We start from the raw sequence: 18,511 nt of genomic DNA, 5'->3' as shown, positions 1-18,511 counted from the left end.
CACCATCCTTTGCGGACTTAAGAGTGCGGCGCCGCGCCGTTTCCGCGCCATTCGTAGATTCTGGCTCCACCGTTGTCGTAGATCAGCGCCCACGACTTCGATTTATCCAGTGACACTAGTCCGTCGGGTACGGCGAATCCCCGGACCGTCGGCGAGCTGGTGTAGATGTACCTGATATTCAGCGCTTTGATCGCCTCGACCACCCGCGGATCGGAGTCACCCTTGCGGGCGCCGGTCCAGAAGATGTACCGGTTGGGCCCTGGGCCCATTTGCTGCGGGTAGTCGTAGTGGGTCCACAGCGGGTGCAGGTCGGCGACGGCGTACATCCATGCAGTGCCGTCGGTGTTTGCGTTGCCGATCACGGTGTCGTGCGCGGCGGGCAGCGTGGCCAGGTAGGCCATGGCCATCAGGTCGCGTTGGTCGATCATCACGGAGTCGTACTTGTCGCCGAACAGGACCAGGTGCCGATAGAAGTAGTGCCGGGCGGCGAATACGGTCGTCGCCACCAGCAGGACCACGGTGGCCGCGGTCCAGACGGGTGCGGGCTGGGGTTTGAATCGGCCGGCGACTCGTTTGGCGGCGGCCACCACCACCGTGACGATCCCGAACAATGCGACCCCGGCCATCGGCATCAGCAGCAGGGTGACGGCCGCCGCGATCCGGCGCGGGTCCTTGTAGAAGAACTCTCCGAACGCACCGGCCACCGCGCCCAGCGGCCCACCGAGCGGCGTTCCCGCGTCGACTTCGACCACCACGAGCAACAGCCAGACCGCCAGCGGCCACCAGACCCTCTGGTAGGCGAAGACGATCCCGCCCGCGATCGCCAGCGCCATGAGCCCGTACTGGTACGGGAAGTCGTTGAGATGACGCGAGTGCTGAAAGACCGCGTCGAACAGGCCCCGCTTCTTGCTCAGGTAGGTCAGGAACGAGTGTCCGGCGATGATGTCTTCCTGTTGACGGACGCTGATGAACTGCGGCAACAGGATCAGCGCGGTGGCCGTCGCGACGCCGGCGAGCGTCGCGGCGTCGGCGACCCGGCCGCGCACCGGACGCCACACCACATCCAGCAACCACCAGCCCGCGACGAACAACAAGACGATGAACCCGCCGGTCAGGTGGACCGACATCACCCCCACGAAGGCCAGCACCGCCAGCGGGAGGCGGTCGCGGTGCCGCAGCGTCGAGGCGATCAGCACGAACGTCGGGACGGCGACACCGTAGGCTGCCAGGTTGGGCATCGCGGCGACGCCGAACTCGACGTAGGGGAGGGCGGTGAACGACGCCGACAGCGCGGCGGTGGTGGCGGCCGCGCCGGCGGTGCGCCATTCCCCCCAGCGGGGGCGCAGCAGCTGCCAGGCCAGCATCGCCGCGCTGGTCGGGAACAGCCAGACGGAGGCCGCCACCGAGCTCAGCGTGTAGCCGGTGGTTGGTGCCGCCCCGGTGAGCTGGCAGAACACCGCCACCCACGCGTGGAACACCGACGGGTAGTACAGCGCCTGGTGCGTTTCGACGTTGCGCAGCTCACCCATGTGCGTGGACGAAGCCTGCCCGGTGTCGAGGATGAAGCGGACCTCGTTGGCGTGCCAGACGGCGTCCCAGGTGCTGGGGATGGTTTGCCAATGGGCGGCCAGACCGCGGTAGGCCGCCCACATGATCAGCAGCGACCCGAGCAGGACCCCGGCGGCCACGGCGAGCGCCGGCCAGCGGCTGATGCCGCGCGCTTCGGCCTCGGTGTCGCGGTAGCGGCCGAGCAGCAGCTGCAGGACCGTCACCACCAGGCACACCACGACCAGCGTGGCCAGCGCGGTCCAGCCGTTCCAGGGGATTCCGACGGCACCGAACGGGATGATCGCCAGCGCTACCACACCGTAGGTCAGCGCGGGGCCGACCGCGACGGCAATGGGCCAACTCAACTGACTGATTCGCGCGATGACCGCCCCCGGCGCTATCAGCAAAAACAATGCGATCAGCGTTCCGAACCAGAGGCCCACTCGACTAGTATGGCTGCCCGGGTGTCCTGCCTCGGGAAGCCACCGGCTGGTTGGAGCGTCTGCGGCGCCCACTACGGTCACAGTTTCGCGAAAATGCGCAAGCTTTAAGGTGGCTGGCATGGCTTACGACGTCGCCCGGGTGCGCGGACTGCATCCGTCGCTGGGTGACGGGTGGGTGCACTTCGACGCGCCGACCGGGATGCTCATCCCCGATTCCGTTGCGACCACCGTTTCGACGGCCTTCCGCCGATCGAGCGCCACCACGGCGGGCGCGCACCCGTCCGCGCAACGCAGCGCCGCCATCCTGGAGGCGGCGCGCACGGCGGTGGCCGACCTGTTCAACGTGGACCCGGCGGGGGTGGTGCTCGGGGCCGACCGCGCGATCCTGTTGTCGGCGCTGGCCGAAGCCTCGTCCTCGCGTGCGGGCCTGGGCTACGAGGTGGTCGTCAGCCGCTTGGACGACGAGGCGAACATCGCGCCGTGGCTCCGGGCGGCGCACCGCTACGGCGCCAAGGTGAAATGGGCCGAAATCGACATCGAGACCGGTGAGCTGCCGACATGGCAGTGGGAGGGCCTGATCGGGAAGTCGACCCGGCTGGTGGCCGTCGCGTCGGCGTCCGCGGCGCTGGGCACGGTCACCGACCTGCGGGCGATGACCAAGCTGGTGCACGACGTCGGCGGGCTGGTGGTGGTCGACCACTCCGCCGCCGCGCCGTACCGGTTGCTCGACGTCAAGGAAACCGACGCCGACGTGGTGGCGGTCAACGCCCTGGCGTGGGGCGGTCCGCCGATCGGCGCGGTGGTGTTCCGCGAGCCGGCGCTGCTCAATTCGTTCGGCTCCATCTCCGCGGACCCGAAGGCCACCGGCGCGTCGCGCCTCGAGATCGGCGCGCACCAGTTCGGTCTGCTGGCCGGGGTGGTCGCCAGCATCGAGTATCTGGCCGCGCTCGACGAGTCCGCCCGCGGCAGCCGTCGCGAACGCCTGTCGATGTCGATGCAATCGGCCAGTCTGTACATGAACCGGATCTTCGATTACCTGATGGTGTCGTTGCGGTCGTTGCCGTTGGTCATGGTGATCGGCCGTCCGGAGGTGCGGATACCCGTGGTCAGCTTCGCCCTGAACGGCGTGCCGGCCGAGCGGGTGGTTCAGCGGTTGGCGGACAACGGGATCCTGGCCGTCACCAACGAGAATTCCCGCGCGCTCGACGTGCTGGGCGTCAACGACGTCGGCGGCGCCGTCACGGTCGGGCTGGCGCATTACTCGACGACGGCCGAGGTTGACCAGTTGGTGCGCGCGCTGGCGTCGCTGGGCTGAACCATTGGGGCCGCGAGCGTAACCTCACTGCGAAAATCCGGCCCGGAAATCGCAGCCCCGCTACGCTCGCGAATTCCGCTAAACCGTCAGGACGACCTTTCCGGTCACCTTGCTCGCGGTCAGCAGTTGATGTGCCGCGCCGGCCTGTTGGATTGGCATGCGGGCGCCGATGATCGGGCGGACGCGGCCCTCGGCGATCATCGGCCACACCGACCCGATCACCGCCTGCACGATCTCCGTCTTGCTGTTCGGGCCGGTGACCGGGCGGGCCCGCAGCGTGGTGCCGATGACCCGAGCGCGCTTGCCGAGCAGCTTGCCGATGTTGAGCTCGCCCTTGATGCCGCCCTGCATGCCGATGATGACCAGCTGCCCGTCGGTGGCCAGGGCGTCGATATTGCGGTCCAGGTAGGAGGCGCCCATGATGTCGAGAATCACGTCGGCGCCGCCGTTTTCGCGCACGCGCCCGACGAAGTCCTCGTCGCGGTAGTTGATGGTGATTTCGGCGCCCAGCTCCCGGCAGAATTCCAGCTTCTCCGCAGACCCGGCCGTCACGGCCACCCGGACCCCCAGCGCCCGCGCGACCTGAATCGCGTGGCTTCCGATGCCGCTTGCGCCGCCGTGGAGAAGCAGCAGCTGGCCCTTGCCCAGGTGGGCGATCATCACCAGGTTCGACCACACCGTGCACGCCACCTCCGGCAGTCCGGCGGCGTCGACGAGGTCCACCCCGTCGGGCACGGGCATCACCTGCCCGGCGGGAACCGCGACGTACTCGGCGTATCCGCCGCCGGCCAGCAGCGCGCAAACCTCTTGTCCCACTGGCCAATCCGTGACACCCTCGCCGGTTTCGGCGACGACACCGGACACCTCCATGCCGATGATTTCACTGGCTCCGGGCGGGGGCGGGTATCTACCGGCGGCCTGTAGCAAGTCGGCGCGGTTCACGCCGGCCGCGGTCACTTTGATCAGGACCTCGCCGGGCCCGGGGGACACGTCGGGCACGTCTTGCCAGGAAAGCTGATCTGGGGATTCGGCGACGATCGCGCGCATGCCGGCGACGTTACTAGCCCCCGTTACTCTTGTCCGTGGTGGCGTGGCAGAGCGGCCTAATGCACTCGCCTTGAAAGCGAGAGACGGCTAACACCGTCCGGGGGTTCAAATCCCTCCGCCACCGCGCGCGTCAGCCGACGCGATGGCGCTGCCGCTGCGCCCGATCGCCGGACGCAGGTCCAGCACCGCTCGCCCGATTTCCTCGGTCACCGCCGCACTGGCGCCCTGGTTTTCCAGGTCTTCCTTCATCGCCCGCCACTTGAGCTGAAGCTGAGCTTCGGCATCGTGGGTGTCATGTGAGTCGTCGAAGTAGACCGACGCGAACGGCCCTGGGGCGTCTAGCAACTTGCGGAAGCGGTCAGAGTCCATGCCCGTTTGGGTGCCCCCCTCTCGGGGCGACAAACACTAGTAGCTGCGATCGCCTTCGCTGTTGTCGAAGAAGCGCCACTCGCCGTTGGCCTCGACTTCCATGCGCCAGCCCAGCTCGTTGCCCTCGACCGCCTCGTCGGCGAACCACGCGTGCGCCTTGTCGGCGCTGTCGATGTCCTTGGTAGCGACGACGTCGCCCTTCGGGTTGAGCACTCGGTAGGTAGCCATGCCGGCAGGGTTCCCACCCGAGGGTGCCCTCAATCGGTGGGGATCTCGGCGGTGATCGTGTCCATCAGGGCGGTGTAGCGCTTGGCCTCCGGGTCGCGCCCGGGTTTGCCGCTGCTCACCACACCGGCCGCCAGGCCGCGGGCCGGGTCGGCCCAGATCGCGATGTTGACCAGACCGAGATTGCCGAAAGCGTGCGGGGCGTTGCGCCCGAACGGCCCCCACCGATTCGTGCCGAGGATGTACCCCGTGCCCCACCGGGCCGGCTGCAGCCCGACCGCGAAATCCGGTCGCAGTCGGCGGCATTCCTTGATCGCGCCGTACATCGTTTCGGGGCTCATCACCCGCACACCGTCGAGGTTGCCACCGCGACGCCAGATTTCGGCGAAGCGGGACATCTCGTGCGCCGTCGAGACGGTGTTGGACGACGGGATGATGGTGGTGAGAAACAACGGCGTGTTGGTGATTGGGATCATCTCGTGCACGGTCCCGCCGATCGCCTTGCGGAATATCTGCGCGACCACCGGCGGCAGCGGGCGGCCGGTGGCGTGACTCGGCGCGACCAACGGCAGGTCCTCTTTGGCGACGCCGAAGTTGGTCCACCGGAACCCGAGCGGGTCGAGGATCTCGGTGGCCAGAATCTCGCGAATCTCCTTGCCGGTGGCCGCGTATACGAGCTCGCGCACGAGCGGGCCCCAGGTCAGCGCGTGGTAGATGTGCACCAGCCCCGGCCGGTAGATCGGCCGCAGCTCGCCCAGCTTCTGCTGCGCGTACTCGTGGTCGTCCGCGCGCTTGATGTCCGGCTTGGGCCCGGTCGGGAAGGGCAGCCCGGCGCTGTGGGTCATGACGTGCCGGATGGTGATCCGGTGCTTACCGTGGCTGGTGAAGGTGGGGATGTAGTCGCAGACGCGGTCGTCGAGGGAGAAGACCCCGCGCTCGACGAGCATGTGGATCACGGTCGCCGCCATGCCTTTGGCCGCCGAGTACACGCAGAACGGCGTGTCGGGGGTGACGGGGACCTTCTCGGCGTCGGGCGGGTCGCTCGGGGCGTTGCCCCAGCCGTGGCCGATCGCGCGGTTGAGCACGACCCGCCCGTGCCGGCGGATGCACAGCTGGATGGCGGGGTGGAACCCGGCTTCGTACCAGTGCCGGGCGGCCGCCCAGATCCGGTCGACGGCGGCGCTGTCGATCTCGGAGTGGTCTTCGTCGCCGATCGCCGTCACGGCGTCCAAGTCGGCCGGGACGCGGATCCTGCCGTCTCGGGTCACTGCGCGCCTATTCCCCCGTGAACTGCGCCGGCCGCTTCTCGAATGTCGCCGCGATGCCCTCGGTCAGGTCCTTCGACGGCAGGAAGGCGGCGTTCCAGGCGGCGACGTAGCGCAGGCTTTCCGACACCGCGGCGATGCGCTGCTGGTCGAGGACGTCCTTGATGCCGTGGACGGTCAGCGGCGGGTTGGCCGCGATCTCGGCGGCGGTGGCGTGCGCGGCGGCCAGCGTCGCGTCGGCGTCGGCGTACACGTCGTTGACCAGGCCGATCTTTTCGGCCCGGGCCGCGTCGATGTCCTTTCCGGTCAGCGCGAGTTCGCGCAGATGCCCGTCGTTCAGGATCAGCGGCAGGCGGGCCAGGCTGCCGACGTCGGCGACGATGGCCAGTTTGACCTCGCGCACCGAGAATTTGGCGTCGGCGCTGGCGTAGCGGATGTCGACCGCTGAGATCAGGTCGACGCCGCCGCCGACGCACCAGCCGTGCACCGACGCGATCGTCGGGGTGCGGCAGTCCGCCACCGCGGTGATGGCGCCTTGCATGCGCTTGACCTCGCGGTGGAAGACCGCGCGCGGGCCGGCCAGGGCGTCACCGGACAGCAGCGGGGTGAACGAACCACCCATCGCGGGTACGTCCAGGCCGTAGCTGAAGTTCTTGCCCGAGCCGGTGATCACGATGGCCCGCACCTCGGGGTCGGCGTCCAGCGCCGCGAACAGCTCCGGCATCTCCGACCAGAACGCCGGGCCCATCGCGTTGCCCTTGCCCGGCCCGATCAGCGTCACCTGCGCGACGTGATCCTTCGTTTCCACCGCGACGGATTCGTATGCTTGCGCCATATCGAGACCGTAGCGTGGCAAACATGGCGTCTGATTTGCGGCCCGGCCCACATTCCCCGCCCACCGACGAACTGCACAGCGCCGAGGACACGCTCGGGGTGTTGCAACGGGTGTTGCACACCATCGCGGCCGACGACCTCTCCCGGCAGACGCCGTGCGCCGACTTCGACGTGGCGCGGCTGACCGATCACCTGCTCGGCTCTATCACGGCGCTGGGCGGCATGGTGGGTGCGCAGATCCCGGAGCGCGAGGAAGGCGATTCGGTGGAGCGGCAGGTGGTCGCCGCGGCCCGGCCCGCTTTGGATGCCTGGCACCGCCACGGGTTGGACGGCACCGTGCCGTTTGGCGACCGCGAGCTGCCCGCCAAGGGTGCCTGCGCCATCCTGTCGCTCGAATTCCTGGTCCACGCCTGGGATTACGCGGTCGCCGTGGGACGCGAGGTCGACGCTCCCGAACCGTTGTCCGAGTACGTGTTGGGACTGGCCCACCAGGTCATCAGGCCGGAGTTCCGCGGTGGCGCCGGCTTCGACGACCCGGTTGACGTGCCCGAAGACGCCGGGGCGCTCGAGCAGTTGGTCGCCTTCACCGGCCGCGACCCGGCCCGGTAGCGCTTACCGCTCAGCCGAGTGTGCGTCCAAGCCGGCCGCGCCCGGCGTGTCGCCGCCCTGCACGCACAATCGAAGCCGTCAGCGCACGCTCGAAGGCTCAGGCGCTACACCCGTTCGAGGTAGAAGTAGTAATAGCGTCCGTTGTCCCGGACGCCCTTGCCGTTCATGATGCCCATCACGGCGTCGTCGTCGATCTTTTTGAAGTGGTCGTGCACGGGCTGGCCGTCGTAGACCATCGTGGCGGTGACCTCGCCGCGGAACTCTTCGAGCCACAGGCTGGCCTCGCCCTTGCCCATCTGAACGTTCGAGAACTTGTTGCCGTCGGCGTCTAGGCACACCAGCGGCTGCACGTCGCGGGCCGAGGAGAACGTCTTGCCGAACCAGCCGGCCTTTTCCAGCTGGCCGTTCATCCGGTGGCCGGTGCGGAACTCGCCGCCCTTCCACTCGCCGAGCATCCCCTCGATCGTCGCGGGCTCGAGGCTGGCCCAGAAGTCGTCGAGCTCGGTGTCGGGGATATCACCGCCGCGCTCCTTGAACTCGGTGAACAGTTTGCGCGCCAAGTCCAAGGGACCACTCCTTACGGTTCGGTGCGGGAAATCCAGTCGCAGGCGAACTGCAACAGGACGTCATTCTCCTCCACCGCACCGATGGTGACGCGCACCCCCTCGCCTGCGAACGGCCGCACCACCAGGTGCGCGTCGGCGGCCTGCTCGGTGAAGTCCTCGGTGCGAGAGCCCAGGGGCAGCCAGACGAAGTTGGCCTGCGACGGCGGCAGGGTGAAGCCGGCGTCCCGTAGCCGGGCGCTGACGCGGGTGCGCTCGGCGACGAGTGCGTCGGTGCGGGCCATGAGTTCGTGCGACGCCTCCAGCGACGCGATGGCGGCCGCCTGCGCGACGTTGGTCACCGCGAAGGGCATCACGACCTTGTCCAGCGCGGTGATCAGGTCGGGGTGGCCCACCGCATAACCGACGCGCAGGCCCGCCAGCCCGTAGGCCTTCGAAAAGGTCCGCAGCACAACGACATTGCTGCGGGATAGGGCCAGCTCCAGGGTGCGGGGCAGCATGCCGTCGCGGATGTACTCGACGTAGGCCTCGTCGATGGCGATCAGGATGTGCGGCGGCACAGCTTCGACGAAGCGGGCCAGGGCGCCCGGATCGACGACCGTGGAGGTCGGATTGTTCGGGTTGCAGACGAAGATCAGCCGCGTGCGGTCGGTGACCGCGGCGAGCATGGCGTCGAGGTCGTGCGTGTGGTCGGTCAACGGCACTTTGACCGCGGTCGCGCCGGACACCTGGACGATCGGCAGGTAGCACTCGAACGTGCGCCAGCCCATCATCACCTCGTCGCCCGCGGACGAGGTGATTTGCACCAGCTGCTGGCACAAGGTGACCGAACCGCTGCCGACCGCGATGTGCTCGGGGGCGACGTCGGAACCCAGGTGCATGGCCAGCGCCGCCTTGAGGTCCACGCAGGCGTTGTCGGGGTAGCGGTTGACGACGGCGACGGCGCGCTCGATGGCCGCCCGCACGCTGGGCAGCGGGCCGTACACGGTTTCGTTGCTGGCCAGTTTGATCGAGCCCGGCACGTTCTTGCCGGGCACATAGACGGGCAGTCCGGCCAGTTCCGGACGCAAGCGGGCGGTCACTTCGACAGTTTATGTCGCGGATGTGTACGCTATGGCCGGTTCCGCGAGACCGGAAAGGGGTCGGGTACCCTCAAACAGTCCAAGGGAGGCGTGCCAGAGCGGCCGAATGGGGCTCACTGCTAATGAGTTGTCCCCCTCAAAGGGGACCGGAGGTTCAAATCCTCTCGCCTCCGCTGGGTCCCTAGCGGAACACGACCAACACAACTGAAAACCGGCGCCCGTAGCTCAACGGATAGAGCATCTGACTACGGATCAGAAGGTTAGGGGTTCGAATCCCTTCGGGCGCGCTCTTGAAATCGCGGCTCAGCGTATTAGCTGGGGACCTCTTTTCGAGCGGTCGTATCCGCCGGATCTGCTTAAGTCGACGCTGTGACTTCCTATGTGCGCCTTGTCCGTGACACCGTCGCGGTGCGCCTCTTTGTCGCCTTGCTCGCCGGAACGGCGGTCGCCGTCGTGGTCGCCGATGTGTTCGGCGGCAGGTTCGCTCTCCTCGGCTGGGTTGCGGCCGCAGCGCTGTATGCGGCATGGAGCTGGCTGATCATCGCCCCGATGGATGCGGAGCGCACCGCTCGGCATGCGACGCGCGAGGACGCGACCCGGTTGCTTGCCGACGTGGTCATAGTCTCGGCGAGCCTGGGCAGCCTCGGCGGGGTCGGATACGTCGTAGCCGCGGGCACGCATGCGGGTGGCGAATCCCTCGCCGCAGCGGGCGTCGGTGTTCTGGCCGTGGCGGCGTCGTGGTTTGCCGTGCATACGCTTTTCACGGCGCACTATGCGCGCCTCTACTACTCCGACGAAATCGGCGGCATCGATTTCCACGACCCACATCCGCCGCGCTACCTCGATTTCGCCTACGTGGCGTTCACCGTCGGTATGACTTTTCAAGTCTCCGACACCGAGATCAACAGCTCTCGGCTGCGAGTGACCGTCTTACGCCATGCGCTGCTGTCGTACCTTCTTGGCGCCGTAATTCTGGCCGTCACCATCAACATGATCGCGGGGTTGAGCGCCAAGCTGTGACGCGCCCTGCTCGCTAGCGGCCCCCGGCCGGGCGGCTGTACCACGGAGTCGGCGGCTCGGGCTGTGGGGAGATGTTAGTGGATCAGCGCTCGCCCTCGATGAGGCCCAGCGCGCGCTCGAACAGGTGGACCGTGGCCGCGTGCAATTGGTCGCCGACCTCTTTTTCGGCCTTGCCCGCGCAGGCCCGGGCGAGTGTCCCCTCGATCACGATGCCCAGCTTGAAGCAGGCCAGCACGGTGTACCAGGCGATGTGCGACAGGTCCCGGGTGGTGTTGGCCGCGTAGCGCGCGAACAATTCGTCGGTGCTGGCCAGCCCGTCGTGGCCACCCAGGGCGTGGCTGAACACGCTGGAACCGTCGGGCTGGCGCCAGGTGGCCAGCAGCCACCCCAAATCCAGCAGCGGGTCGCCGATCGTGCACATCTCCCAGTCGACGATGGCGACCACCTCCGGACCGGTCAGGGAGAACATCACGTTGGCGGCGTGGTAGTCGCCGTGCATGATGCCCGGGGTCCAGGTGGTCGGCCGGTGGCGTTCCAGCCAGCCCGCCACGTCCTCGATCCCGGGGATGTCGGGCCCGGGGTAGCCGTCGTACTCGCTGTAGGAGTCCAGCTCCGAAAGCCACCGCGGCACCTGGCGTTCCAGGAAGCCCTCCGGCTTGCCGAAGTCGGCGAGGCCCACCGCGACGTGGTCGACGGCGCCGAGCTTGGCCAGCGCGTCGGCCATGGAGAGGCCCATGCCGTGCCGCACGCCGGCATCGCCCGCATGCAGCGGCGGCAGTCCCTCGCCGGCGTTGAATCCTTCGACCGGGTCCATCAGGTAGAAGACGGCGTCGCCCAGCACGGCGGGATCCTCGCACGCGGCGATCAACCGTGGGTGCGGCACGTTCGAACCGGCAAGTGCGGCAAGGACTTCCGTTTCGCGCAGGATCACGCTGTTGCTCCGCGGGCGCAGGTGCCGCGGGCCACGCCGCAGCACGTACGGCCGGCCGGCCCGGGTGAACCGGAGCATGACGTTCTGGGTTCCACCGGTAACGGGCGAAATGTCCTCCAACGGGCCCTCGCCGAGCCCACGCTCGGACATCCACGCCGCAACGGCGTCCAGATTCACGGCATCCACGTTCAGCGCTCGCCGATCAGGGCGAACGCTTCGTGCGGCGTACGTGTCATGCAGCTGCTCCTTTGCAACCCTGTGGGCCGTCTGGGAAAAAGCGTAGGCCACCGCTGGGAAGCGACTTCGGTAGGCGGAGGCTGGAACAATAGTGTGCAGAACTAACTGACCCTCGCGCGTGGAAGGGAACTGGCGATGCCGCGTACCGACAACGATTCCTGGGACATCACCCAAAGTGTGGGGGCCACCGCACTGGGTGTCGCCGCGGCGCGGGCCGCCGAGACAGAGAGCGTCGACCCGCTCATCAACGACCCGTTCGCGCGCGTGTTCCTGGACGCGGCGGGCGAAGGCATGTGGAGCATCTACGCCGATCCCAAGCTGCTGGCCAAAGCGGTTGAGCTCGAGCCGGAGGTAAGCACGCGCATCCAGCTGATGATCGACTTCATGGCCACGCGGACAGCGTTTTTCGACGAATTCTTCCTGGGCGCTGCCGACTCCGGCGTTCGGCAGGTGGTGATTTTGGCCGCCGGCTTGGACGCACGCACCTGGCGGTTGCCCTGGCCCGACGGCACGGTCGTCTACGAGCTCGACCAGCCCAAGGTGCTGGACTTCAAAACCAACACACTGCGCGAGCACGGCGCGCAGCCCAAGGCGCGACTGGTGAACGTGCCGATCGATCTGCGGCAGGACTGGCCGAAGGCGTTGCAGGAGGCCGGATTTGACGCTTCCAGGCCGGCGGCCTGGTCGGCCGAGGGCCTGGTGCGTTACCTGCCGGCGCAGGCGCAGGACCTGCTGTTCGAGCGCATGCATTCACTCAGCGCGCAGGGGAGCTGGCTGGCTTCGAACGTGCCGGGCGCGGGATTCACCGATCCCGAGCTTGTCCGGCGCCAGCGCGAGGATATGCGCCGCATGCGGGCCGCGGCCGCCAAGCTCGTCGACGCCGAGATCACCGACTTCGACGACCTCTGGTACCCCGAAGAGCGCACCGCGGTCGACGGTTGGCTACGCGAGCACGGTTGGGACGTCACCACGGCGACGTTTTCGGAGCTGATGGCTCGCTACGGCCGCGGCGTTCCGCAGGGCAAAGAGCATGCGATGCCGCCCACGCTGTACGTGTCCGCGCAGCGACACAGCTAGAGCGTCGACACGACCGCCGGTCGTCGAACGTCCTTTTGCCGCAACGCCGCTACCCTCGGGGTTGTGGCTGATCGACCTGCCCGGGTGAGCGACGTGCACGAGATCGCCGCGTCGATGCCGCACGTGCAGCGCCTGGAGGGTCCGAAGGGCAACCCCATTTACCAGGTGGGCGGGAAGTCGTTCGTGTTCTTTCGCCCCCCGGCCCGATGCGGCCGATCCGGACACCGGCGAACGGTATCCGGACGTGATCATGCTCTGGGTTGAGTCGGAGAGCGACAAATTGGCGCTGACTCAGGATCCCGCTTCGCCGTTTTTCACCACCGACCATTTCGACGGGCATCCCTCGGTGCTGGTGCGGGCCAGCCGGCTGGCCGAAATCAGCAGGACGGAACTCAGCGAGATGATTCAAGACGCGTGGCTGTCCCGGGCGTCGAAGAGGCGGGCCGCCGCATGGCTCGCCGACCACACATAGGCGCGCCGGGCTGCGCCGGGGCGGTGCCCAATTCGCCAAAGGAAATGTTTAGACACAAGTCCAATGGGTAACTATCGTCCACGAGAAATTTTCTCGACCACATTGGAGGTCACCATGCGTGGCAGCGGAATCATCGGCACCATTGCGCTGGTATGGCTGCTGATCGGGGTTTTCGCGGCATGGCAACGCGACTACTTCAAGGGTGACTCAACCAGTTGCGTCACAGCGGGAAACATCGCGTTGACCGTGGTCGCGGGGCCCTTGAACTACGGGGGCGTCAACCCGAAAGTCAAGGACTGCCATGTCCCGCAACCTAGCTCGATGCCCAGTGGCCTAGAAACCCTCACACAAAGGAAAGTGTCATGATTGTCGTCGGTGCGATCCTGCTAATCCTGGGATTTGTTTTCGGCATCCATTTGCTGTGGGTGCTCGGTATCGTTTTGCTCGTCATCGGGGCCGTGTTGTGGATTATGGGTTCCGTTGGCCGCCCAGTCGCCGGCCGGCGCTATTGGTATTAACCTCCTCGCCGGAAAAATGGGATCGCGCGGCTGCCGAGCAGTCGCGCGATCGGCGTTCACAGGGCCCGCAAAGGTAGGCCATAGCCGCGGCTCAGCTCGGTACGCATACTGGAAGCTGTGACATCGCCCCGAACCTCCGTCGAGCGGGTGGTGATGCTTCGCGCCGATGGCAATCCGATCAATGTGTTGGTCGTGGACGACGAAGCCGTCCTGGCCGAGATGGTGTCGATGGCGCTGCGGTACGAGGGCTGGAGTATCGCGACGGCCACCGATGGGGCGTCGGCCATCGCCGCCGCCCGCGCCCAACGACCGGATGTGGTCGTCCTCGATGTGATGCTTCCCGATATGAGCGGGCTCGAAGTCTTGCGCAAGCTGCGCGGGGAAAACCCGCAGCTGCCGGTGCTGCTGCTCACGGCCAAGGACGCGGTGGAAGACCGGATCGCCGGGTTGACGGCGGGCGGGGACGACTACGTCACCAAGCCGTTCAGCATCGAAGAGGTGGTGCTGCGCCTGCGGGCACTGCTGCGGCGGACCGGGGTGACGACGGTGGACAGTGGCGCGCAGCTGGTGGTCGGCGATCTGGTGCTCGACGAGGACAGCCACGAGGTCACCCGGGGTGGCGAGCCAATCTCGTTGACCTCCACCGAGTTCGAGCTGTTGCGGTTCATGATGCGCAACTCCAAGCGGGTGCTGAGCAAGGCTCAGATCCTCGACCGGGTGTGGAGCTATGACTTCGGCGGCCGGTCCAACATCGTCGAGCTCTACATCTCCTATCTGCGCAAGAAGATCGACAGCGGTCGCGACCCTATGATCCATACGCTGCGTGGCGCGGGTTATGTCCTCAAGCCGGCCCGCTAGGAGCGATCGCAAGCGCGGCGAAGCCGGGCGCTCGGGGCACCTCCCGCTTGCGGGGGACGGGTCGCGACCGTTGGCCAGTACCCGACGGGCCTGGTCCCTGCGCCTGCGGTTGCTGGTCGGGCAGATCGTCGTGCTGGCCATCGTGTGCGTCGGCATCACCGCGGTGACCGAACTGGCGCTGAACCACCACCTCGTCAAGCAACTCGACGGGCAACTCGCCGGCACGTCTTTCCGCTCGGCGCTGATGTACCCCGAACCGAACCATCCGGGATGGCGGCACCAGCACACCTACAATCCGCGGCCTGGTCCCGGCCCGCGGTTCCTGGACGCCCCCGGTCAGCCGGCGGGCATGGTGGCCGCGGTGGTCAACCACGGCGAAACGGTCGACGCCGGCTACCTGACCAGCAGCGGTACCAGGGCCGCGCTGACGCCCACCGCCCAGACCCAGCTGGAACAGATCGCCGGCAGCCGCGTGCCGGTCACGGTGAACCTGGACGGCCTCGGTCGATATCGGGTGGTCGCCGCCCCGAGCCGGAACGGGAACGACACCATCGTCACCGGGCTCTCGATGTCCAATGTCGACGCCACCCTGATCCGGATGCTGATCATCTTCGGGATCGTCACCGCTGTCGCGCTGGCCGCCGCGACGATCGCCGGGGTCATCATCATCCGGCGCGCGCTGGCGCCGCTGCGCCGTGTCGCGCAGACCGCGAGCAGGGTGGCCGACCTGCCGTTGGATCGCGGTGAGGTCGAGCTGCCGCTGCGGGTGCGGGAATCCGACGCGAACCCCTCCACCGAGGTGGGCCAGCTCGGGTCGGCACTCAACCGGATGCTCGACCACATCGCGGCCGCGCTGTCGGCCCGGCAGGCCAGCGAGACCCGCGTCCGCCAGTTCGTCGCCGACGCCAGTCACGAACTGCGCACGCCCCTTGCCGCGATCCGCGGTTACACAGAGCTCACCCAGCGCATGGACCGAGACGGAGGGGACCGTGAGGCAATAGCGCACGCGATGAGCCGGGTGGCCTCCGAGACGGAACGGATGACGCGCCTGGTCGAGGACCTGCTGCTGCTGGCCCGCCTGGACTCCGGCCGCCCGCTGGAACGCGAACCGGTCGATTTGTCGCGGGTGGCGGTCGACGCGGTCAACGACGCGCACGTCGCCGGACCCGATCATCATTGGGAGCTCGACCTGCCGGAGGAACCCGTCATCGTCACCGGCGATGCGGCCCGGCTGCACCAAGTGCTGACCAACCTGCTTGCCAACGCCCGCCTGCACACCGGCGCGGGCACCGTCGTGACCACGCGTCTGAGCACCGAGCCGGCGCACACCGTGCTGCAGGTCATCGACAACGGCCCCGGCATCCCGGCGGGGCTTCAATCGGAAGTGTTCGAGCGGTTCGCCCGCGGCGATACCTCGCGCTCCCGCAAGGGCGGAAGCACCGGGTTGGGTCTGGCCATCGTGTCCGCTGTGGTCAAGGCGCACAACGGAACGATCACGGTGAACAGCTCACCCGGCCGTACCGAGTTCACGGTGCGGTTGCCACTCAACGGGTGGCAACCGCCCGCACCCTCAGCTAGCTAGAGCAGTTGACGTCGATCTCGAACGGCTTGTTCACCGGTTGCATCGGGTTGGCCATGTCGACCCCGGTGGCCGTGCCGGTGATCTTGTAGCTGGTGCCGTTCTTCTCGGCCGAGGCGTTGCCCTGGCCGGTCCCGGAGGTGTAACCGAGCGTCACGCCGTTGACGTTGCCCAGCCCAACCGATTTCACCTGAGGCGGGTTGGCGTCGGTGAGCACGGCCGCGATTCCGGTCGCCGCGCCGCCGATCGCGATGTTGACGTTGCCGCCGGCGGTGGTGCACACGACCGAGCCGCTCACGTTCTGGTCCTTGCCGTCGATGATGACCTTGGTTCCGCTGGCAGCGCCCGCCGAGGTGTTCACCGCGGAGCTGGTGCCTGAACCGCCCGAACCCGACTTATTGCTGGAACAGCCGGACATGCCGGCGGCTAGAATCGCCGCTCCCGCCACCGCGACCATCAGTCCACGCTTCACGTGTTCTCCTTTACCCGAAAGTTGCGACCCTCGGCGTTGAGGGCCGTGTGGGCAGTATGCGGGTTAACTGGGCCGAAGACATAGGGTTCGGCGTAATTGTTTCTGCGCCCGTTGGCGACTTGACAAGTGCCTCTGGAACGAAATGGCGCGTCAATGGCAATGTATTGGCGTGGAGCCCAAGCCCCCCACCGCGGCCATCGAGGCGGCGCATCGCGCGCACGCCCTGCCAGTCCACGACGACACGGACTTTCGCAACGCCGACCGCGGATTCATCGCCGCCCTGTCCCCGTGCGTCATCAAGGCGGCCGACGGGCGCGTGGTGTGGGACAACGACGCCTACTCGTTCCTCGGCGGTCCCGCGCCGGCTTCGGTGCACCCCAGCCTGTGGCGGCAGTCGACTCTGGCCGCCAAACAAGGCCTCTACGAAGTGGTTCCGGGCATATACCAAGTCCGTGGCTTCGACATCTCCAACGTCACGTTCGTCGAGACCGACACCGGCATCATCGTCATCGACCCGTTGGTGTCCACCGAGGTGGCGGCGGCGGCACTGGCGTTGTATCGCACCCACCGCGGGGGCAAGCGTCCCGTCGTCGCGGTGATCTACACCCACAGCCATGTCGACCACTTCGGCGGCGTCCTGGGCGTCACCTCACAGGCGGACGTGGACGCCGGCGCGGTCGCCGTGCTGGCGCCGGACGGTTTCGTCGAGCATGCGGTCCAGGAGAACGTCTACGCCGGCCCGGCGATGACGCGCCGGGCCACCTACATGTACGGCACCCTGCTGCCGCGCGGACCCCGGGATCAGGTGGGCTGCGGGCTGGGCCAGGCCCCCTCCACCGGCGAGGTGGCGATCGTCGTCCCCACCATCGACATCCGCGAGACCGGCGAGACGCACACCATCGACGGCGTGGAGATCGAGTTCCAGATGGCGCCCGGCACCGAGGCGCCCGCCGAAATGCATTTCTACTTCCCGCGTTTCCGCGCGCTGTGCATGGCCGAGAACGCGACCCACAACCTGCACAACCTGCTGACGCTGCGCGGCGCCCTGGTGCGCGACCCGCACGCCTGGTCCGGGTATCTCACCGAGGCGATCGACACCTTCGCCGACCGCGCCGACGTGGTGTTCGCCTCGCACCACTGGCCGACCTGGGGGCGGGAGAGCATCGTCGAGTTCCTGTCGCTGCAGCGCGACATGTATGCCTACCTGCACGACCAGACGCTGCGACTGCTGAACCGGGGCTACACCGGGGTCGAGATCGCCGAGATGTTCCGGATGCCGCCGGCGCTCGACCGCGCCTGGCACACCCACGGGTACTACGGGTCGGTCAGCCACAACGTGAAGGCTGTCTACCAGCGCTACATGGGCTGGTTCGACGGCAACCCGGCCCGGTTGTGGCCGCATCCGCCGGAGGCCCTCGCGCCGCGCTACGTCGAGGCGATGGGCGGGATCGGCCGGGTGGTGGAGCTAGCCCAATCAGCATTTGATTCCGGCGACTTCCGTTGGGCGGCAACGCTGCTGGATCATGCAATCTTCACCGACAGCTCACACGGTGCCGCCCGCGCGCTGTACGCCGACACGCTCGAGCAGCTGGCCTACGGTGCCGAGAACGCGACCTGGCGCAATTTCTTCCTCAGCGGGGCAACCGAATTGCGCGACGGAAATTTCGGCACCGCGACACAGACCACCTCGCCCACCATGCTTTCCCAGCTGACGCCGGAGCAGATCTTCGACAGCATCGCCATCCGGGTCGACGGACCGCGCAGCTGGGACCTCGACCTCGCCCTCGACATCGCCTTCGCCGACGTGGCCGCCAACTACCGGCTCACCCTGCGCAACGGGGTGCTCGTCTACCGCAAGGTGGCGGCCGACCCCGCGACGGCGACAGTTACGGTCAAGCTGGACAGCAAGTTTCGGCTGCTATCCGCCGCGATGGGCGACTTCTCATCGCCAGGGCTGCAGATTTCCGGTGATCAGGCCGCGCTGCAGGCCTTCCTCGGTGTGCTGGACAAGCCGGACCCGACCTTCAACATCGTCACCCCGTAACCA

The 18,511-nt window shown here is 67.6% G+C and carries 18 protein-coding genes, 3 tRNA genes and 2 pseudogenes; 13 read left to right on the top strand and 10 right to left on the bottom strand.

Features of this window, described 5'->3' with window-relative positions:
• Positions 1–17: 17 nt before the first annotated feature.
• On the bottom strand, positions 18–1,991 hold the full coding sequence (locus KXD96_RS02425; protein WP_260742690.1) for a DUF6541 family protein: 1,974 nt from the start codon (positions 1,989–1,991) through the stop codon (positions 18–20).
• A 118-nt stretch (positions 1,992–2,109) separates the two neighbouring features.
• On the opposite strand from KXD96_RS02425, the gene KXD96_RS02420 reads away from it, so the two are divergent.
• Entirely contained in the window at positions 2,110–3,306 is a 1,197-nt protein-coding gene (locus tag KXD96_RS02420; RefSeq protein ID WP_260742689.1) for a cysteine desulfurase-like protein, read from the top strand.
• A 78-nt stretch (positions 3,307–3,384) separates the two neighbouring features.
• Here the strand turns inward: KXD96_RS02420 and KXD96_RS02415 are convergent, their stop codons facing one another.
• Positions 3,385–4,353: an NAD(P)H-quinone oxidoreductase gene (locus tag KXD96_RS02415; RefSeq protein WP_260742687.1), complete on the bottom strand. Its 969-nt coding sequence runs from the start codon at positions 4,351–4,353 to the stop codon at positions 3,385–3,387.
• A gap of 37 nt (positions 4,354–4,390) precedes the next feature.
• On the opposite strand from KXD96_RS02415, the gene KXD96_RS02410 reads away from it, so the two are divergent.
• Positions 4,391–4,477: transfer RNA gene (locus tag KXD96_RS02410), tRNA-Ser, on the top strand.
• Between the two features lie 5 nt (positions 4,478–4,482).
• Here KXD96_RS02410 and KXD96_RS02405 read toward each other — a convergent pair.
• The 4 genes and pseudogenes from KXD96_RS02405 to KXD96_RS02390 form a co-directional block, all read right to left on the bottom strand.
• A pseudogene (locus tag KXD96_RS02405) lies at positions 4,483–4,722 on the bottom strand (hypothetical protein); the annotation flags it as partial.
• A 36-nt stretch (positions 4,723–4,758) separates the two neighbouring features.
• Positions 4,759–4,950, bottom strand: coding sequence for a hypothetical protein (locus KXD96_RS02400; protein ID WP_260742686.1), 192 nt, complete (start codon positions 4,948–4,950; stop codon positions 4,759–4,761).
• Positions 4,951–4,979: 29 nt separating this feature from the next.
• Positions 4,980–6,215, bottom strand: a complete 1,236-nt coding sequence (gene lipE, locus KXD96_RS02395; protein ID WP_260742685.1) for a lipase LipE — start codon at positions 6,213–6,215, stop codon at positions 4,980–4,982.
• A 7-nt stretch (positions 6,216–6,222) separates the two neighbouring features.
• A complete protein-coding gene (locus KXD96_RS02390) occupies positions 6,223–7,047 on the bottom strand; it encodes a crotonase/enoyl-CoA hydratase family protein (protein ID WP_260742684.1) in 825 nt (274 codons plus the stop codon).
• Between the two features lie 23 nt (positions 7,048–7,070).
• Between KXD96_RS02390 and KXD96_RS02385 the strand changes: the two genes are divergently transcribed.
• Positions 7,071–7,655 carry a TIGR03086 family metal-binding protein gene (locus KXD96_RS02385; protein ID WP_260742683.1) on the top strand — a complete coding sequence of 195 codons (585 nt, stop codon included), beginning with the start codon at positions 7,071–7,073 and terminating at the stop codon, positions 7,653–7,655.
• 104 nt (positions 7,656–7,759) lie between these two features.
• Here KXD96_RS02385 and KXD96_RS02380 read toward each other — a convergent pair whose 3' ends face one another.
• Both KXD96_RS02380 and KXD96_RS02375 read right to left on the bottom strand, forming a co-directional pair.
• Positions 7,760–8,221: a DUF4334 domain-containing protein gene (locus tag KXD96_RS02380; RefSeq protein ID WP_260742682.1), complete on the bottom strand. Its 462-nt coding sequence runs from the start codon at positions 8,219–8,221 to the stop codon at positions 7,760–7,762.
• 11 nt (positions 8,222–8,232) lie between these two features.
• Positions 8,233–9,300 carry a pyridoxal phosphate-dependent aminotransferase gene (locus tag KXD96_RS02375; RefSeq protein WP_260742681.1) on the bottom strand — a complete coding sequence of 356 codons (1,068 nt, stop codon included), beginning with the start codon at positions 9,298–9,300 and terminating at the stop codon, positions 8,233–8,235.
• 84 nt (positions 9,301–9,384) lie between these two features.
• On the opposite strand from KXD96_RS02375, the gene KXD96_RS02370 reads away from it, so the two are divergent.
• The 3 genes from KXD96_RS02370 to KXD96_RS02360 all read left to right on the top strand — a co-directional run bounded on the left by KXD96_RS02370 (position 9,385) and on the right by KXD96_RS02360 (position 10,320).
• A tRNA-Ser gene (locus tag KXD96_RS02370) sits at positions 9,385–9,473 on the top strand.
• Between the two features lie 41 nt (positions 9,474–9,514).
• Positions 9,515–9,587 (top strand) — tRNA-Arg (locus tag KXD96_RS02365).
• An 82-nt stretch (positions 9,588–9,669) separates the two neighbouring features.
• Positions 9,670–10,320: a DUF1345 domain-containing protein gene (locus tag KXD96_RS02360; RefSeq protein WP_260742680.1), complete on the top strand. Its 651-nt coding sequence runs from the start codon at positions 9,670–9,672 to the stop codon at positions 10,318–10,320.
• Positions 10,321–10,402: 82 nt separating this feature from the next.
• Here KXD96_RS02360 and KXD96_RS02355 read toward each other — a convergent pair whose 3' ends face one another.
• On the bottom strand, positions 10,403–11,401 hold the full coding sequence (locus tag KXD96_RS02355) for a phosphotransferase family protein (RefSeq protein ID WP_260745175.1): 999 nt from the start codon (positions 11,399–11,401) through the stop codon (positions 10,403–10,405).
• 222 nt (positions 11,402–11,623) lie between these two features.
• Here KXD96_RS02355 and KXD96_RS02350 point away from each other — a divergent pair, with 222 nt between their 5' ends.
• From KXD96_RS02350 to KXD96_RS02325, 6 genes and pseudogenes are all read left to right on the top strand, one after another.
• Positions 11,624–12,565 (top strand): class I SAM-dependent methyltransferase, encoded by a 942-nt coding sequence (locus tag KXD96_RS02350; RefSeq protein WP_260742679.1) that lies wholly within the window; start codon positions 11,624–11,626, stop codon positions 12,563–12,565.
• 63 nt (positions 12,566–12,628) lie between these two features.
• Positions 12,629–13,037: pseudogene (locus tag KXD96_RS02345) on the top strand (MmcQ/YjbR family DNA-binding protein).
• Positions 13,038–13,139: 102 nt separating this feature from the next.
• Positions 13,140–13,403, top strand: a complete 264-nt coding sequence (locus KXD96_RS02340; protein ID WP_260745174.1) for a hypothetical protein — start codon at positions 13,140–13,142, stop codon at positions 13,401–13,403.
• Entirely contained in the window at positions 13,400–13,555 is a 156-nt protein-coding gene (locus KXD96_RS02335; protein WP_260742678.1) for a DUF6131 family protein, read from the top strand. The genes KXD96_RS02340 and KXD96_RS02335 overlap by 4 nt, the downstream gene beginning before the upstream one ends.
• 153 nt (positions 13,556–13,708) lie before the next feature.
• Complete coding sequence (locus tag KXD96_RS02330) at positions 13,709–14,413, top strand: response regulator transcription factor (protein ID WP_260745173.1); 705 nt, start codon at positions 13,709–13,711, stop codon at positions 14,411–14,413.
• A gap of 70 nt (positions 14,414–14,483) precedes the next feature.
• The gene (locus tag KXD96_RS02325; RefSeq protein WP_260742677.1) at positions 14,484–15,995 is read left to right on the top strand and encodes a cell wall metabolism sensor histidine kinase WalK; all 1,512 of its coding nucleotides are present in this window, start codon (positions 14,484–14,486) and stop codon (positions 15,993–15,995) included.
• Here KXD96_RS02325 and KXD96_RS02320 read toward each other — a convergent pair.
• Positions 15,988–16,464 (bottom strand): lipoprotein LpqH, encoded by a 477-nt coding sequence (locus KXD96_RS02320; protein ID WP_260742676.1) that lies wholly within the window; start codon positions 16,462–16,464, stop codon positions 15,988–15,990. The genes KXD96_RS02325 and KXD96_RS02320 overlap by 8 nt on opposite strands.
• A gap of 163 nt (positions 16,465–16,627) precedes the next feature.
• Between KXD96_RS02320 and KXD96_RS02315 the strand changes: the two genes are divergently transcribed.
• Complete coding sequence (locus KXD96_RS02315) at positions 16,628–18,508, top strand: alkyl/aryl-sulfatase (protein WP_260745172.1); 1,881 nt, start codon at positions 16,628–16,630, stop codon at positions 18,506–18,508.
• Positions 18,509–18,511 lie beyond the last annotated feature (3 nt).

Source organism: Mycobacterium sp. SMC-2 (genome assembly GCF_025263485.1).
In the GTDB taxonomy this organism is placed as follows: domain Bacteria; phylum Actinomycetota; class Actinomycetes; order Mycobacteriales; family Mycobacteriaceae; genus Mycobacterium.
Note: the sequence above shows the minus strand (reverse complement) of the source record. Positions and strands in the feature narration are given on the sequence as shown.

Bases quoted from the DNA above. Each gene is read 5' to 3' on its own strand.
- KXD96_RS02355 (WP_260745175.1), bottom strand. From the start codon at position 11,401: ATGTCCGAGCGTGGGCTCGGCGAGGGCCCGTTGGAGGACATTTCGCCC.
- KXD96_RS02400 (WP_260742686.1), bottom strand. From the start codon at position 4,950: ATGGCTACCTACCGAGTGCTCAACCCGAAGGGCGACGTCGTCGCTACC.
- KXD96_RS02415 (WP_260742687.1), bottom strand. From the start codon at position 4,353: ATGCGCGCGATCGTCGCCGAATCCCCAGATCAGCTTTCCTGGCAAGAC.
- KXD96_RS02330 (WP_260745173.1), top strand. From the start codon at position 13,709: ATGCTTCGCGCCGATGGCAATCCGATCAATGTGTTGGTCGTGGACGAC.
- KXD96_RS02385 (WP_260742683.1), top strand. From the start codon at position 7,071: ATGGCGTCTGATTTGCGGCCCGGCCCACATTCCCCGCCCACCGACGAA.
- KXD96_RS02335 (WP_260742678.1), top strand. From the start codon at position 13,400: ATGATTGTCGTCGGTGCGATCCTGCTAATCCTGGGATTTGTTTTCGGC.
- KXD96_RS02350 (WP_260742679.1), top strand. From the start codon at position 11,624: ATGCCGCGTACCGACAACGATTCCTGGGACATCACCCAAAGTGTGGGG.
- KXD96_RS02420 (WP_260742689.1), top strand. From the start codon at position 2,110: ATGGCTTACGACGTCGCCCGGGTGCGCGGACTGCATCCGTCGCTGGGT.
- KXD96_RS02390 (WP_260742684.1), bottom strand. From the start codon at position 7,047: ATGGCGCAAGCATACGAATCCGTCGCGGTGGAAACGAAGGATCACGTC.